Here is a 17004-nt window from a genome sequence, read left to right as displayed (position 1 = left end):
CTGGCGACAACGACGCCGGCACAGGAAAGCGAGGGGCGAAGCGATAGTGCTAGCGGCTTCTCGCCGTGCACTTCTATCATTTCCAATAGCGTCAATTGATTTAGATCAAATTTCCAATTGTCTTTCTGTGTCAATGCGCAGCGCGAAGAGGGCTCGTGCAGCCCTGCTCCCCTTAGGTTGCAAAGACACTTGAAGGCATCGGCAATTGAATGGACGTAAAATCACAGCAGAAGACCACAAGATTGGTGTTTCTCGGTCTGGCACGCGCGATCGAACGGCTAGCCCGACCCCACGGGCACTCCGGCTTGGTTAGGCCGCGCCAGCCATTCGACGCGACGGGTTCGGCTGCCACTTGTTAGCAAGTGCCTAAAAGCAACATCCATCAATCAAATAGGAACCCCCCGCAATCCGCATGCTTGTGCAATGTTACACGTGCACTCATTCTAATGTGAGCTAATGTGAGTTGTTGGGGCGCCGGAGTGATTCCGTGAACAGTATGTTGCCCAAAAATCGCGGCTGCACAGATACGCTTGCACGCGCGCGTCACCACGGTAGCCCAGCGTATTCGCAGGCGATCAGTCCCGCCCTAATCCTTGGAAATAAGTGGAGGGTGCGGCTCTTGTCACCGGCCAAAGCCAGCTTGCTTTCCATATTATCAGGCGCGTCCTTGATATCATTGCTTGGAGCCGATCCATCCATCGCTCAAGTTATTGATGGCGGAGCGACTGTTACTGTCCCTGGGTCACAAAGTTCCCCGTGGAATCTTGGTGCTTCCTCTCTGACCGTCGGCAATACGGGCACAGGCACGCTGCAAATCGGGGCCGGCGGCGTCGTGTCGAATGGATCTGGCTTTATTGGCCGCCAGAACACCGGCATCGGCACTGTGACGGTTAGCGGAATCGGGGCGCAGTGGACCAATAGTGCCGGCCTGTCCGTGGGCTTCTCTGGCAATGGCACGCTGAGCATCACGAGCGGTGCCCACGTGACGAGTGCGACCAACACCTACATTGGTGTTGCGCTCGGCGGCACTGGCTCGGTGACGGTGAGCGGCCCGGGTTCGCAGTTGAACAGCACTGGATTCATGCGCGTGGGGCAAACGGGTAGCGGCACGCTGAACATCACGAACGGCGGTGTCGCCATGAATGCAGCTGGCGTTATTGGCTACGACAACACCGGCATCGGCACAGTGACGGTGAGCGGCGCGGGATCACGCTGGAACAATGGTGCGGACCTGTCGGTGGGCTTCATTGGCAAAGGCACGCTCAACATCACGAATGGTGGCGTCGTTACCGATACAATCGGCGCCATCGGCACGAATGGGGGCTCCACGGGCACGGTTGCGGTCGACGGAGCAGGCTCCAGCTGGACGAATTCCAGCACGCTCACTGTCGGTAATTCCGGCAACGGCACGCTGACCATTTCGAATAATGGTACTGTGAGCGCGGTGAGCGCGAGGGTGGGTGTCAACAGCGGTTCGCAGGGCGTCATCAATATCGGTGCGGCGGCAGCGGCTCCCGCGGCGGCGCCGGGCACATTGACACTCACAGGTGCGGCCCCGGCTTTGACGTTGGGGGCGACTGGCGCGCTCGTTTTCAACCACACCAGCGGCAGCTACCAATTCGCGCCCAGCATCACTGGCGCTGGCAAGGTCGGCGTTTATAGCGGCACCACAATCCTGACTGCCGATAACAGCCACACCGGCGGCACGACGATCGCGGCGGGCACCTTGCAGCTAGGCAATGGCGGGACGACAGGCTCCATCGTCGGCAATGTGACTGACAACGGCACGCTGGCGTTCAACCGCTCTAACACCATGACCTTCGCCGGCACGATCTCCGGAACAGGCGTGGTCAACCAGATCGGGACCGGAACCACGATCCTGACGGCCGACAACACCTATACCGGCGGCACGACGATTTCGGCGGGCACCCTGCAGCTCGGCAATGGCGGCACGACAGGCGCCATCGTCGGCAATGTGACTGACAACGGCACGCTGGCGTTCAATCGCTCCGATACCCTCACCTTCGCCGGCGCGATTTCCGGCACAGGCGTGGTCAACCAGATCGGAACCGGAACTACTGTGCTGACGGCCGACAATAGTTACACCGGCGGCACGACGATCGCGGCTGGTACCCTGCAGCTCGGCAGTGGCGGCACAACTGGCTCTGTCGTCGGCAATGTCACCGACAACGGCACGCTGGCGTTCAACCGCTCCGACATCATGACCTTCGCCGGCGCGATTTCCGGCACAGGTGTGGTCAACCAGATGGGGACCGGAACCACGGTGCTGACCAGCGCAGGCAACACCTACAGCGGGGCCACCAACGTCAATGCAGGTGTGTTGCAGGCGGGGACCACGAACACGTTCAGCCCGCACTCAGCGGTGACCGTGGCAGGTGCCGGCACACTCGACCTCGACGGCTTCAACCAAACCGTTGCTGGCGTGACCAATGCCGGGCTGATCAATATGGGCACCGGCACGCCGCCAGGTACGACGCTGACGACGGCGAGCTATCTCGGTCAAAGCGGCACGATTGCGATCAACACCTATCTGGGCACGGATGGCTCGCCGTCGGATCGCCTGGTGATCAATGGCGGCACTGCTACCGGCGCTTCGGAGCTGCGCATCGCCAATACCGGACCCGGTGACCTGACTCTCGCCAACGGTATCCTCGTTGTGGCAGCGGTCAATGGCGGCACCACCGTTCCGGGGGCGTTCGGCCTGGCAGCGCCGGCGGTCGCGGGTCCTTATGAATACACGCTTTATCGCGGCACAGTCGACGCCTCCGGGCCTGAGAACTGGTACCTGCGCTCGACACTCGATTGTGCACTCGCTCCAACGCTGCCAGCGTGCCTGCTGCCGCCACAACCGCCAGTCCCACCAGGCCCGCCGCCGGTGCCGCACTACCGCCAGGAGGTGTCGCTCTATGCGGCCATGCCGGTGTTGGCGGCCACCTATGGTCGCGGGCTGATCGACACGCTGCATGAACGCATGGGCGGCGATGCGCAATTGCTGAGCCCGGGCCGTGATCACCAGGCCGATGGTGCCTGGAGCCGGCTAATCGGCCAATGGGGTAGTCACGACGGCGATCCGATCGGCATCTATGGCGGCGACGGCCCCGCCTTCGACTACTCCTACGGCGCCTTCCAGTTCGGACTCGATCTGCATCGCAAGGACTTTGATGACGGCAAGCGCGACAATGCGGGCATCTATTTCGCGCTCGGCCATGCCAGCGCCGATGTCGAGCACAGCCTGCTGGGCACCAACATTGCTGCCGGCACCGACGACTTCACCGCCTTCAGCATTGCCGGCTACTGGACCCGGTTCGGCGCCAACAACTGGTATCTCGACGGCGTCGTCCAGGCGGCCTGGTACGATATGGAGATGAATTCCCATCGCGGGCTGCAGCCAGGCAACACTGACGGCTTTGGCCTCGCCGCCTCGCTTGAGGGCGGCTATCCCTTCGACCTCGGCAACAATTGGCTGCTCGAGCCGCAGGCGCAACTTGTCTACCAGGCGATCAACATTTCCGGCTTCAACGACGGGGCCGCCGACGTGCGTTATTCCAACACCGATTCCCTGGCCGGTCGGGTCGGTGCGCGGCTATCGCGCAGCTGGGAAATCGCCGGCATCGGCAATGGCGGTGCTTCAGCACAGCGCAAGCTGACCTTGTGGGGCCGCGCCGACATTTGGCACGAATTCCTCGGCGACCCGACAACGGAGTTCTCCTCGGCCACCGGTCCGATCCCCTTCACTGCCGATCTCGGCGGCACCTGGGGCAAGCTTGGCCTCGGCGGCGCCCTGCAGCTCAGCGACGTCACCACGCTTTATGGCAATGTCAATTACGAAGCCGCCTTCAATGGCGGCGACCATGCCTGGGAAGGCAAGGCGGGGCTCAAGGTGAAGTGGTGAAATTTGGGGCGGCTCGAACTCCAACTACGAGGCCTGTCGGGTTGGAGATCTCGCAGCCCGCTTTGATCCCTGCCGGACTTTCAACGGAGAAATGACGAGCTGGTTGAAGGGGATGTCGGGGCACGGACGACAAGGTGAGTTTCTTCGCAGCAGCAACCACTGTGCTTTGCGACAGACGAGCCGCTCTCGGCCTCCACTACAGCACGACCACGCGCGCGCCGTTCGGGGCTTTTTCGTACAGATCGATCACGTCCTCGTTGAGCATGCGAATGCAGCCGGAGGAGGCCTCGGTGCCGATGGTCCATGGCTCTGAGGTGCCGTGGATACGGTAAAGCGTGTCGACGCCGCCATTGTAGAGATACAGCGCGCGTGCACCGAGCGGATTTTGCGGTCCCGGTTCGATCCTGCGCGGCAATTGCGGGGTGTGGCTGTGCATGTCGTCGGTCGGATACCAGGCTGGCCACTTGGCCTTGCGTCCGATCGTTGCATTGCCCGACCAGGCGTGGCCTGTCGCCCCCACAGCGATGCCGTAGCGATAGGCGGTGCCGTCGCCGCGAATGAGATAGAGCAGCTTTTCTCCGGTGTTGACCACAATGGTGCCAGCGCCATAGCCGGCCGGTGCGGTAACGACCGTCGGCTTGAGACGCGGGTCAAACTTGCGCCGGTCGACGATTCGAACCGGATAGGCTTCGTTGGCATAAGCCTGCTTCAGGCCCTCAAGCTGGGTCTTGGACAATGCGGGTTCAAGCGAACCCTGGCTGGTGCAGGACGCCACCAAGGGCAACATGGCAGCGAGCACCATCGCGCGCCAAGAAATGACGGATTTCGGCCTCATTCCTTTACTCACGGGCCACGCCCCGCTTCTTATGCCTGTCGAGACCCTGGGCTAAATCTTGACCGGCTGTCACGTCCCTGAGTTCACGACTCAATGACCGTGCGCGCATGAGAATGCGGCGCATGCGGATCAGTTCTAAAGGAATTGGCTGACGTGCCCGTTCGTTGCGATAGATTTTTTCGTTCAGGTCGCTAAGTCGCCGCCAAAGGACATAGTCCTGGCAGAGCGACATACAATACGCGACCGCTTCGTCAGATGGATCCAAGTTAAGAACTCCTGCAGAATATGACGGGTCCGATGACCATCTTGCGACGGGTATTTGCGATCGGCGCGTCGGTGGAGGGAGGGAGCAAGATTGACGCGCCGATCGCCCGCGGCCTGTTGGGGGGAGGATGGGGCCGCGCACAAGATCCGGATTGCTCCGGACCTTGATCTGAGATGCTATTTGGCGGGCTCCAGCGGCATCTTCCACTGAGAGCCACCGCCAATTTTGACGGGCCTAGCTACCACTTGACCCTGAAGCCGGCGGTGCCGGCAAGGGCATAGCTGTCGGCGAAATTCTCCAGCGAACTGTTGACCGAGACCTCGCCATAGACCGAGTATTTGTCGTCGTTCCAATTGTAGGAACCACCGAGCCCAACCCCACCCCAGAGCTTGTCAGGACGGGTTTCGAAGCTTACGCCCGAGACATTGACCTTGGTGGCGTCGAGGAACTCGTAATAGAGGTTGGCGATGCCGTAGAGATGGCGGCGCCTGGTCTTGCCGTCGTCGTCCTTCCAGTTTTGGTCGTGGTCGGCCGAAAGGCCAAGGCGGCCAAGCAGGGAGTCCCCGCCGTCGAGCGCAACATCGGCGCCGAAGACATCGGTGAAGCGGCTGAAATGGACATTCGAATAGACAAGCTGGGCCTGCGGCGTCAGCGTCCAGGTCTCATTGAGGTCGATCTTCTTGCCGGTTTCCAGCGACAGCGCGTAGCCAAAGCCGCCATTGCCATCGACAAGGGTCGGCGTCTCAAGCCCAAGTGCTTTTGAGGTCAGGTCGCTGTTGAACCAGGTCAGCTGGGCCTGGCCATCGACATAAAAGCCGTTCTGGTCATACCAGGTCAGCGTGCCGCCGAAACCATAGCCATTGGTGTTGATGTCGCCATCGCCGAAGAACGAGGTGACGTCGCTCGAGGCCTGGCCGAAATGCACCGTGATGCCGCCAATCAGCTTCGAGCCGTCCTCGACCTCGTGCAGCAGCCCGTCGAGACCGGCCTGCAGCTTCCACACATTGGTGTCGTAGTCAGTGCCAGAGGTGGTGAAAGCCGGTTCGACATGATTGTGCGCGCCTTCGATACGGCCCCAGATCGCCTGGTTTTCGATGTTGGCTCCGCCTTTCGCACTGGCCGCATCCTGCGGTGCGGCCTGTGCCGGCTCGCTCCAATAGCGGTTGCCGACACGCTGCTGCAGCGTCGGCACACCGTTCAACGCCAGAAGGTGCTGCGGATAGACCTCATAAAGCGGCACGCCGGGCTGAAAGCGCGGCTGCGGCGGCTCGGGTGGATTGGGCGGGGTCGGGCCGGGAGGCGTCGGGACAAATTGCGAGCGCAGATACCAGTCGCTATCGCTGGGATCACTGACGCCGTTGTGGAACAGCGTGTAGGCGTAGGCGCCGCCGACCACCGCCTGTTGGCCGTCGGCGGTGACATAGGTGCCGCGCAGCACGAACGATCCATCGGCCGTCGTTGCTCCATTGATGGCGTCGACGACCTTGATGCCGTCGACCAGGGTCAAGGCACCCGGCCCAGTCGTGTTCCTGACGACCAGTGTCGTCAAGCCCGTCGCCGTGCCGCCGTCGATGACCAGCAGATCGGAAGGTGCGCCGTCGCCGGCGAGGAAGGTGTTCAGCGCGATAGTTCCACCTTGGCCGACATAGTTGCGCGTGGTCAGCGTCTTGTAGCTTGCCATCTGCGTCGGGTCGCCGGCGGGAGCTGTATAGTTGATGAAGCTCGCGTCGTTGACGAGGCTGGTAACGTTGGAATTGCCGGTCATCGTCCACAGCGAATTGCTTCGTAGCGTAAGATTGGACGTACTCCCAGCTTGGGTGACGGCGTTTCCGGATAGTTTCGACGAGGACAAGGCATTCAAATTGAGCACGCCACTATTGGCGCCGTTGTTGACAACTTCCAGGAGGGTGACGCCGCTCAAGGACGAATTGGTCAAAGTCGCGTTCAATGTTGTGCCGGTCACATAGACGCCGGTACTCTGTTGCGAGGTCAGTGTGCTGTTTTGTACCGTCACAGTGCTCGGCGCGGTGTCGAAGGCCGATGAAAACAACGCGGAAGACCCCACCCCCTTGGCGTCAACAATCGTCCCGCCTGAAAGGGTAATGCTGCTGCCGCCCCTCACCACCGCTCCATGGGAGTTTGTGCCGTTCGTAGTGACAGCAACTCCATCGGCAATCAGCGATGCTCCGGTCGCCCCGCTCAGGCCGACGGAAAAAAGGCCGTTGGATCCATTTCCGTTTGTTGTCACCGAGCCGCCGGCCAGTGAGACCAGGGCGCCGAATTCAGACGCCGCGCCAGGACTGCTACCTCCGTTTGTGGTTATGGCGACATTGTTCGCGGTCAGCGTGCTTCCAGCGAGTGAAAGCACGCCGAAAGACCCGGAATTGGACGTTGTCACCGTGCCGCCAGTGATCGAAAGGGTGCTGGCGTTGTCGACAACCGCGCCGCTCGCACTGGCGCCCGTCGTCGCGATCAATACATTGGTGAGGGCCATCTGGCCTTGCAGCGCATAAGCCCCGTTCGCGCCGTTGCCGCTAGTCGACACCAACGTATCTTTTGCGGTCAGCGTTGCGCCTGTGCCGATTGTGTATAGGCCGTATCCATTTTGGCCACTGGTGGTTACCGAGCCGCTTGAAAGGCCGATATTGCCACCCAAATTTGCCTCAGCGCCGTGGGAGTCTGTACCAGCAGTGGAGACCGCTACACCTGTGGCCTGTATCTTCGCCTGACCCGAGGCGCCAAAGGCGAACAAACCATTGGCCTGGCTGTTGGTTGTCGCAACCGACCCACTTTGCAGCGTTACGTTGGAGAACGAACCAGCATTTACGCCATGGGCCGAACTTCCTGCGGTGGAAATGATCGTGCCAGTGGAATTGACTGTCGCAGTGAGAGCCGAGCTGGTGCCAACGGCATTGATGCCATAAGCGCCACCCGCGCCCGTGCTGATGGTAGAACCACCGGTAAGGGTGAGGGTGCCAGAGCCCTGAACTACAGCACCGCTCGAACCGCCTCCAGTCGTGGCAATGCCCGTTCCCACCGCACTTATCGAACCGCCGTTCACATAAAGTCCGTAGGCGCTGCCTCCACTGGTGTTGACGGTGGAGCCATTAAAAAGGCTGATGGAGCCCCCGCTCTGAGCAGCCGCGCCATACGCGGAGCTGCCACCCGTGATCAATGCCAGCGCCGACGTGCTCGAAATGACCCCGTTGTTAAGGGCCCACAAGGCGTAGCCAGTCGATCCAGCGCTGACACCGGTATCGTATGTGCCGGAGGCAGTTTGATTGGTTCCATTGGCAATCAGTTGCGCTGCGTAGGAGAAGTTGGGCACGACGCAAAACCCCAGCGCAAGCGACAAGCTTGCGACTCGGTTCACTTTGCTCCGACAATCACGGCACTCGGGTGAGACGGCACGGGCAGCGATACGCTGCGACTGGACGGGCTCTTCCGGCAGCCAAGAACAACGCGACCGATCTTTTGATCTGCTGTTAGAAAGACTTGAATGGGCAGACAGCACTTGGTTGCGATTCACGACTCGCGTCTCCGTCACCCCACTGCCCGCGATTAGCGTGCGCGTATATATTTGTTCGCGCAAGTAAGCGGGCGGTTGGGAAGCTACATTGCAGGACGATTGCTTGAAATTGTTGCTTTTAGGCAATTTCTAACAATTGCTAACTAAGGCCTTGTCGGTGGATGAGAAATCGATCTTTCATCGAAAATATCACCTCGTTCGATTGGCTTGTGTCTGCAACGCGCAGTGCGCCCGATTGATGGAGGCATTTGGTCCTGGCTTGGTGACAATACACGTCTATTCAATCCCAAAGTGCCTTCGGCGCTAGCATTTTCCCGCATGGCGCGACTCACATGCGAATGCCCTAATAGAGGGTCGGTCATGCTTTGCATAGCATCTGAATTGAAAAGTTGATCTAGATCAATCGGGGTTGAGATTGCCGGTTGCGCCGGAGCGACGTCGCGATTTGCGCCTTCATGGGTCGTGTTCGCTCGATATAGGCGGGCAGGTTGATTGATTCGAAGCCCGGCCACAAACAGACATGATGTGACGAGATCGGCCCGCTGACGTCTCCAGGAGCGTTCATGAATTCGGGCGGCAGCAGCCGCAGCCGGACCTGGTTGTTGGGCGAAGATGCCAGTGCGAGCGGGCACTATTTTATGGGTTATGTGGATGCACAAATTGCGCGCCGAGCGCTAAGGCGCGGCCAATCGCATTGGCCACTGCGTCAAATTGCGGTTTCAAAACCGCTGCTGCTCATGCGCTATGCTCGGGCACGCAAACTATTCGCGGGGTTTTGATCAAGCCAACGTGTAGTTTGGCTTGAGTCGTTCGGACGGATTGATGATTTGGTCTCCGGACGCGGCAGGCGGCCCTACTTGTGCGCGCAAGCGACAACGGAACCTGCGGGCTTCCACCGCGTTTAATGGTGGAGCGCCGTTGACGCACACATCCGACCGCGCTCCCGATAGGGCCTGCCGCGATCCCCTCCCGGCAGGCCTTTTATCTGCCCCCTACCACTTGATCCTGAAGCCGGCGGTGCCGGCAAGGGCATAGCTGTCGCCGAAGTTTTCAAGCGAGCTGTTGACCGAGACCTCGCCATAGACCGAATATTTGTCGTCGTTCCAATTGTAGGAACCGCCGAGGCCAAGCCCGCCCCACAGCCTGTCCGGCCGGCTCTCGAAGCTTACGCCTGAGACATCGACCTTGGTGGCGTCGAGGAACTGGTAGTAGAGATTGGCGATGCCGTAGAGATGGCGCCGCCGCGTCTTGCCTTCGTCGTCCTTCCAGTTCTGGTCATGGTCGGCGGAAATGCCGAGCCGGCCAAGCAGAGAGTCGCCGCTGCCGAGCGAGACATTGGCGCCGAAGACATCCCTGAAGCTGGAGAAGTCGACATTGGCATAGACAAGCTGGGCCTGCGGGGTCAGCGTCCAGGTGTCGTTGAGGTCGATCTTCTTGCCGGTTTCCAGTGACAGCGCATAACCAAAGCCGCCATTGCCATCGACAAGGGTCGGCGTCTCAAGCCCAAGTGCCTTTGAGGTCAGGTCGCTGTTGAACCAGGTCAGCTGGGCCTGGCCATCGACATAAAAGCCGTTCTGGTCATACCAGGTCAGCGTGCCGCCGAAACCATAGCCATTGGTGTTGATGTCGCCATCGCCGAAGAACGAGGTGACATCGCTTGAGGCCTGGCCGAAATGCACCGTGATGCCACCGATCAGCTTGGAGCCGGCTTCAGTCTCGTGCAACAGCCCGTCGAGGCCGGCCTGTAGCTTCCACACATTGGTGTCGTAGTCGGTGCTGGAGGTGGTGACCGCCGGTTCGATGCTGGCGTGGCTGCCTTCGATGCGGCCCCAGATCGCCCGCTGGTCCTCGATTAGCGCCTGGTGGCCATCCGAGCCGGCATAATATTGCGACTGCTCGTTGGTCACAGGGCATTGGAAATTCTGCGAGGCGTCCTTGCAGAACACCGTCTCAGGTGCAGGCTCTTTCCAGTAGCGGTTGCCGACCCGCTGCTGCAGCGTCGGGACGGTGTTGAGCGCCAGCAGATGCTGGGGATAGACCTCGTAGAGCGGCACGCCGGCCTGATAGCGCGGCGGCGTTGGGCCGGGTGGTGTCGGGATAATTGTCGAGCGGAGGTACCAATTGCCGTCAGCACTGTCGCTACCGACGCCGTTGTGGAACAGCGTATAGGCATAGGCGCCGCCCACCACTGCCTGCTGGCCGTCCTTGGTGGTGTAATCGCCGTTCAATACAAACACGCCCGCGGCAGAAGCTGCCTTGTTAAGCACCTCCACCAGTGCGATGCCATTGCCCGGGGTCAGCGCACCGGATCCATTGAAATTGTTGACCTTAAGGCCGGTTGCTGCGGACCCGAGCCGGGTCGAATCCAGCACCAGAATGTCGGACTGCGAATTCGTGCCACCTTCGTTCAGCACAGTGTTGAAGCGCACCGTACCACCATTGGCGACAAAGACGCCGCCACCGTCGACGCCCGCCGTATGGCCACCTGAGATCACCAGAACGTCGCCGGGTTCCGGATTCGCGGTCATGTCGATGACGCCGCTATTATTGAAGGTCTGAACGCCCAGGATCTGGCCCTGCACCGGGCTGTTCAGCGCCATGGTGTTGAAGGTAAAGCCGAGCGGCAGGTACATGCCGGTCGTATCCAGCGTCTGCGCCGCAGCGCCGCCACGCCCGAGCAATGCGATCGTGCCGCTGTTGTTGATCGTGTTGGCGCCCGAGGTGCCGAAATCCGACACCGAGACTGCGAGGCGATCGCGCACCTTGTCGCCATTGGTGTCTGAGAAGTTGCGCAAATTCCACAAGCCGCTGTTGTTGACGGTTGTGCGTGAGGTCAATGCCGACATCGAGCCGGTAATCTGGCCAGTGTTGGTTATGGATAGCGATCCTGCCGTTCCGACGTCGCCGATGATCGCGGCGTCGCTGAGAGCATCGACGATGCCCGCATTGCTGAGCGTCTGTGTCGCGCCGCCAAGCGCAATGCCCGTGCTGGGAAACGCAGCGGACAAGCCAGGCACGGCCGGGTTGCTCCAGCCGCCATGGACCACGCTCGCGGCATCGATGTTGATCGAGCCGCTGGTCAGCGCGAAGGCCTGGACAGCACTTTCGCTATAGGCGCGGGTGGCGTCGATGGTGCCACCGGTGATCGTGACGGCTGCAGTCGAGGCAAGGCCGCTATTATTGTTCCAGGCGGCGATGCCGGCTGAGTGGCCGGCCACGCTTACGGTGCCATTGCTGAAAGTGACCGATGCAGCGCCACTGTTGGCACGGGCATCGATGCCATCATTTTCGCCGCCGAAACCATTGTTGCTGTTGTTGCCATTGGTGGTGATGTTGGCTCCGATGGAGGAGACCGTTACGTTGCCTCCGCCCAAAGCCCTTGCAACGATGCCTGAGGACGTCTCGTTTCCGTTTGTAACGATCCCACCAGTGTTGTTGATGACAATACTGCCTCCGGCGGTTGAGAGACTGCTAATGCCGCGGCCCCTTTGGCCAAGTGCAGTTATCGAACCGCTATTGGTGATGTTCTGTGCGCCAGTCGTCGACGCAGCGACGATGGCGATGCCGCTGGTGCCATGCGTGATGAGCGCCCCGGAGTTTTGGATCGTCGTGATGCCGCCGACGGCGTTGGTTGCGATCGCTCCCGAACCGGTGCCTTCGACTTCAATCTTAGCGCCGGTGAATGCCACACCGACATTGCCGGCTCCATTGGTGCTGGCAGTGATGCCATATGCATTGGCGCCGGCACCAGCGTTCCCGTGGGTGATCAACGTTCCTTGGGCGTTCACATTGACGCTGCCGCCTGAGCTAAATGCGTTGATTGCGTCGGCGTTGTCGCCGAAGACCTCCAGCTGGTTGCCGGTATAGCCGACAACGACATTGCCGATACCCGTTGCCGCCCCACGCAATGCCGAGGCGTCCTCGCCTTTGGTCGTCACATTGCCCGAATAGTTGACTGTCGCTGTTCCGGTCGCCGTTTGGGCGAAAGCACCGAAACCGCGGAAGTTGCCGGCATTGGTCGAATTGATCGTGCCGCTACCTGTAATGGTGACGTTGCCTGAGGTGCTGGTTGCTTGGACCGCGGAAGGCCCTGTGGCGGCAGCCGATGTTCCCGCACCCGAGACTGTGATGGCCGCCGTGTTATCGACCCGGATTGCGCCACTGGTGCTCGCGGCGTTTATGCCAAACCCGTTGGTACCTGATGTGGAGAGCACGCCGGAATTGGTAACGATGGTCGCACCGCCGGATGCGGACGTGCTGATGCCATTGGCGCCGCTGCCCGTGGTCGTGATCGCATCGCCGTTTGTAACGGTGAGTGTACCGGCGCCACCTGTGGTGGCGTTGATTCCATGGGAGCCGTTGCCAGTCGATGAGATAAATCCGCCCCCCACCGTCACACTAATATTTCCAGTACCTGAGTGCGCAAACATCGCAGGTCCGGTATTGGCGGAGGTAATGCTGCCCCCCATAAAGCTCAGAGTACCGTTGCCGCTGCCATTGACGGCCAATGTGGCTCCTGAATCGACTCCCGCCGCCGCCGCCATGGTGATGTTGACATTGGTTGCGTTCAGCACCCCACTGCCGGTGGCATTGTTGGCATGAACAGCAATTCCGTGACCGAATTGATTTTGGGTCAAATTCGAGTTCTCGACAGTCATCGAAGGATTGCTTCCGAGGCCGGCAGCCGTAACGTGCAGTACGCCGTAGTCTAGAGCCACATTGGAGATACCGGTAACCCCTGAAGCAAAGAGGCTATCAGCCGATCCGGAGCCCGGATTATGCATGATGAACCTGCCGTTTACACTCCAGTTTGTGATGGTTGCATTGCTGTTTCCAGCAAACGAGGTGTCGATAGTTGAGGGGTCCGATCCTGTGCAGCTCACTGTGGCTGTGTTCACGCCCGTGCAGGCGGCATAGGCCACGGTTGGCGCGCCCAGCATCGCGAAAGATAACGCGATCAACGAGACAGTTGAGTGAGCTGCACTTTTTGATGAGCTACGAAACAGATCTGAAGGCAAATAGCTGCTGTTCACGGAACATTCTCCGAGTCGCCCCAACAGCCCACATTAGGATGTGCGCAAGCTTCGAGCTGCGCAAGCAGGGCGAGTATTGAGGATCTATATTGATGGATGGGTGTTGCTTATTTAGCGCGGACTGATGATCGAATGCCCTGGCATTTGTCAGAGAAGTTCTGACAAATATCCGATCGAGCGCGACGTGCCTCGGCGTTCGCCGCGCGAGTGCCTTGCGCAGGTTCCGGAAACACAAGCTTCCGGTATTCTCCTGGGAATTTACGCCTAGCCAATTTCGACAGCCTTCCGGTGTTCACGTTTCTCGCATGGCGCGAAGCACATGCCGGCGCCCTAATAGAGCGTGGTTAACGTTTTGCATAGCATGCAGATTGAAAATTTGATCTGGATCAATTGAAAAACTAAAATTGACGATTGAATATCAGACTTCGCGCCATACAGGAGCGACGTCGCTGTTTGCACCATTTAGGGCAGTGTTCGCTCGGCGTGGGTCCGAAGCCAGGCAACTCAGGAACGAGATATTGTGACGAGATCGGCCCGCTGACGTCTCCAGGAACATCCATGAGGTCGCGCGGCCTCAGCCGGAGCCGAACCTGCTGGTCGGTCGGAGATGCGAGTGCAAGCGGGCACCATTTCTTGGGTTATGTGCGTGCTTAGATTGCGCGCCAAGCGTCAAGACGCGGCCAGTCGTATTGGCCACTGCATCAAGATGCGATTTGAGAACTGCTGTTGCTTATGCGTTACGCTTGGGTGCGACCCGATGTCAGCCCTTTGGCGAAGATGCCCGCGGGGTCGGGCCATCATCGGTGGTCAAGATCGCGAGCCGGTCGATTTCCTAGTTATGCGGTGCAAGGCGCAAGCTTAGGCCGCGCTAGTCGCTAAGGCCATGTAGGACAGGAGAGAGGTAACGTTCGGGTATGTCAGTTTCACAGTTTAAATTGCACCGCAACGATTGAAGATGTAGATGTTATCGATACATCAACCATTCCAAAATGATTTTCCGAGCAATCGCATAGATTCTGCGGGCCGCCTTCAGCAAGTACATGTCCTGAGGTGGCTGCCGTTTCACATCAGGCGCGCCTTGCCGGCGAACTTGCAGCAGAACGCATCAAATCGCATGTTCGGCAATCACTGCGAGGAACGCGGGGCCGTAGCGCTCGAGCTTGGCCTCACCAACGCCTGGGACCTTGGTCATCTCGCTGCGCGAGGCTGGGCGGGCGGCAGCCAGCTCGATGAGCGTCTTGTCATGGAAAATCACGTAGGGCGGCACATTCTGTGTTCGGGCGATTTCCATGCGCTTTTCCCGCAGCGCCTGAAACAGAGCCCGATCGGCGTCGAGCAGGGCGATTGATGCCTGATTGCGAGAGAACTTTTCGCGTCCGGCGCGCGGCGGTGGCGGCACCCGCAGCATAAGCGTCGGCTTTTCGCGCAAGAACTGCCGCCCTGCCTCCGCGATCGATAGCCCGCCATGGCCGGTCAGGTCGACCGCGATCAGCCGCAGGGCAATCAATTGGCGCAAGATCGCGCGCCAGGTGCGATTGTCATGCTCTTTGCCGATGCCGTAGGTGGAGATGCGGTCATGGCCGAAGTCAGCAATGCGCTTGTCTTCGACCCCCAATAGCACATCAACGATGTAGGCTTGGCCGAAACGCTCGTCTGTGCGGTGAATGCAAGACAGGGCTTTTTGCGCAGCGATCGTTCCGTCGAACAATTGCGGTGGCTCGGCGCAGGTGTCGCAATTACCGCACGGCGCGCTGTGGTCACCAAAGTAAGACAGCAGCACCTGGCGACGACAGCCTGCCGTCTCGGCCAGCCCAAGCAGCGCATCGAGCTTCTGCCGTTCCATGCGCTTGCGCTGCTCGGGCGCGTCCGATTCCTCGATAAAGCGACTGCGCAGCGCGATATCCTCATAGCCATAGAGCATGAGCGTATCGGAAGGCAGGCCGTCGCGGCCGGCGCGCCCGGTTTCCTGATAATAGGCCTCTATGCTGCCCGGCAGGTCGATATGAGCGACGAAACGTACGTCCGGCTTGTCGATGCCCATGCCAAACGCGATGGTGGCCACCATGATGACGGCTTCATCGAGCTGGAAGCGCGCCTGGTTGGCGGCACGCGCGGCCTTATCCATGCCTCCATGATAAGGCAGCGCATCATAACCTTCCGCACAAAGCCAGGCGGCTGTCTCTTCCGTCTTTCGCTTCGACAGACAGTAGACGATGCCGCTCTCGTCTTGATGGTTTTTCAGGAAACGCTTCAGTTGGCCTCGCGGATTGTCTTTCTCCTGAATTGCATAGCGGATGTTCGGGCGGTCGAAGCCCGCGATGAAGGCGTCGCTCTCCGCGATCTGAAGATGCGTCAGGATCTCGGCCCGAGTTGGCGCGTCGGCGGTCGCCGTCAGCGCCATGCGCGGCGTGTCGGGGAATAGCCTGACCAGCGCGTCGAGCTGACGATATGAGGGGCGGAAATCATGCCCCCATTGCGACAGGCAATGCGCTTCGTCGATCGCGATCAGCGACAAGGGGACCCGGCCGAGCCGCTCCAGGACTTCGGGCCTCAATAGCGTTTCGGGAGCGACATAGAGGAGATCCAGCGCGCCGGAGGAGACGTCTTGCCACAACGCGTTTCGCTCATCGCCTGGCAGGTCGGAGTTGAGTGAAGCGGCCTTGACCCCTGCCTGGCGCAAGGCGGCGACCTGATCGGCCATCAGGGCGATCAGCGGCGAGATGATAAGGCCCATGCCGGGCCGCGCCATCGCCGGGATCTGGTAACACAGCGATTTGCCGCCGCCCGTCGGCATCAAGACAAAGGCGTTGTTGCCGGCCATCACATGCTCGACAATCTCCGCCTGGGGCCCACGAAAGGCGTCGTAGCCATAAACGGCTTTCAGGATATGGGCGGGATCAGAGGTCAAAGCGGCCTTCGTTGGAATCAGAAAGATGTTGCCTGATAGCAGATTTGCGAGGTGCCTGGGGCGAGGTCTGTTTTCGAATACGCACTGAGGGGTACCTGGAAGGGGCAGCAGCGGTCGCATTTCAACATCGTGGCCGCCTTATTGAACCGCAAGTAGAGCCGGACGGCACGAGCGGTGCCCTCAATAGGATGGCTGCGGTTCTTGTGGGCCAGTGCAGGTCTACTCGCGCCCGCCCGCCCCATGTTCCTTTCCCGAAAAATAGCGCGACTGCATCATCCAGACATTTGCGGAGCGCTAGGATGCAAATATCATGACTGTGCGTCCCATTTTCATGACTGAACGTCCCAATGTGCTGTTCAGACGGTGACAGCACAATCTGGACGTGCGAGAGCCGCTGGAGCAGTTCACCCGAAATGCTCTGCTGGGTGGCCGGCGCGCGCTACTCTACAGTTGTGTCGTGCCGGCTCCTCGCCGGCTACGACGCGCTCGTGGCACTGAAGCATCCCCCCGCCTTGGCCGAT

At 60.2% G+C, this 17004-nt stretch carries 6 protein-coding genes; 2 read left to right on the top strand and 4 right to left on the bottom strand.

What is annotated here, in order from left to right:
• Nucleotides 1-832: 832 nt before the first annotated feature.
• On the top strand, nt 833-3913 hold the full coding sequence (locus tag AC1DLV_RS03820) for an autotransporter outer membrane beta-barrel domain-containing protein (RefSeq protein WP_476798245.1): 3081 nt from the start codon (nt 833-835) through the stop codon (nt 3911-3913).
• 196 nt (nt 3914-4109) lie between these two features.
• On the opposite strand, the gene AC1DLV_RS03815 is transcribed toward AC1DLV_RS03820, so the two are convergent.
• The 3 genes from AC1DLV_RS03815 to AC1DLV_RS03805 all read right to left on the bottom strand — a co-directional run bounded on the left by AC1DLV_RS03815 (nt 4110) and on the right by AC1DLV_RS03805 (nt 12480).
• The gene (locus tag AC1DLV_RS03815; protein WP_476798244.1) at nt 4110-4748 is read right to left on the bottom strand and encodes a L,D-transpeptidase; all 639 of its coding nucleotides are present in this window, start codon (nt 4746-4748) and stop codon (nt 4110-4112) included.
• Between the two features lie 503 nt (nt 4749-5251).
• Nucleotides 5252-8368 carry an autotransporter family protein gene (locus tag AC1DLV_RS03810; RefSeq protein ID WP_476836120.1) on the bottom strand — a complete coding sequence of 1039 codons (3117 nt, stop codon included), beginning with the start codon at nt 8366-8368 and terminating at the stop codon, nt 5252-5254.
• 1166 nt (nt 8369-9534) lie between these two features.
• Nucleotides 9535-12480 (bottom strand): autotransporter family protein, encoded by a 2946-nt coding sequence (locus tag AC1DLV_RS03805; protein WP_476798241.1) that lies wholly within the window; start codon nt 12478-12480, stop codon nt 9535-9537.
• Nucleotides 12481-12556: 76 nt separating this feature from the next.
• Between AC1DLV_RS03805 and AC1DLV_RS03800 the strand changes: the two genes are divergently transcribed.
• Complete coding sequence (locus AC1DLV_RS03800) at nt 12557-13144, top strand: hypothetical protein (protein ID WP_476798240.1); 588 nt, start codon at nt 12557-12559, stop codon at nt 13142-13144.
• Nucleotides 13145-14680: 1536 nt separating this feature from the next.
• Here AC1DLV_RS03800 and recQ read toward each other — a convergent pair.
• The gene (recQ, locus tag AC1DLV_RS03795; protein ID WP_476798239.1) at nt 14681-16483 is read right to left on the bottom strand and encodes a DNA helicase RecQ; all 1803 of its coding nucleotides are present in this window, start codon (nt 16481-16483) and stop codon (nt 14681-14683) included.
• Nucleotides 16484-17004 lie beyond the last annotated feature (521 nt).

This window comes from Aminobacter sp. 01T433, assembly GCF_056398585.1.
The sequence above is the reverse complement of the archived record's forward strand: the minus strand, read 5'-3'. Positions and strand labels throughout refer to the sequence as shown.

What these genes read in the sequence shown, in the direction of transcription:
- AC1DLV_RS03815 (WP_476798244.1), bottom strand. Translation starts at nt 4,748, where the DNA reads ATGAGGCCGAAATCCGTCATTTCTTGGCGCGCGATGGTGCTCGCTGCC.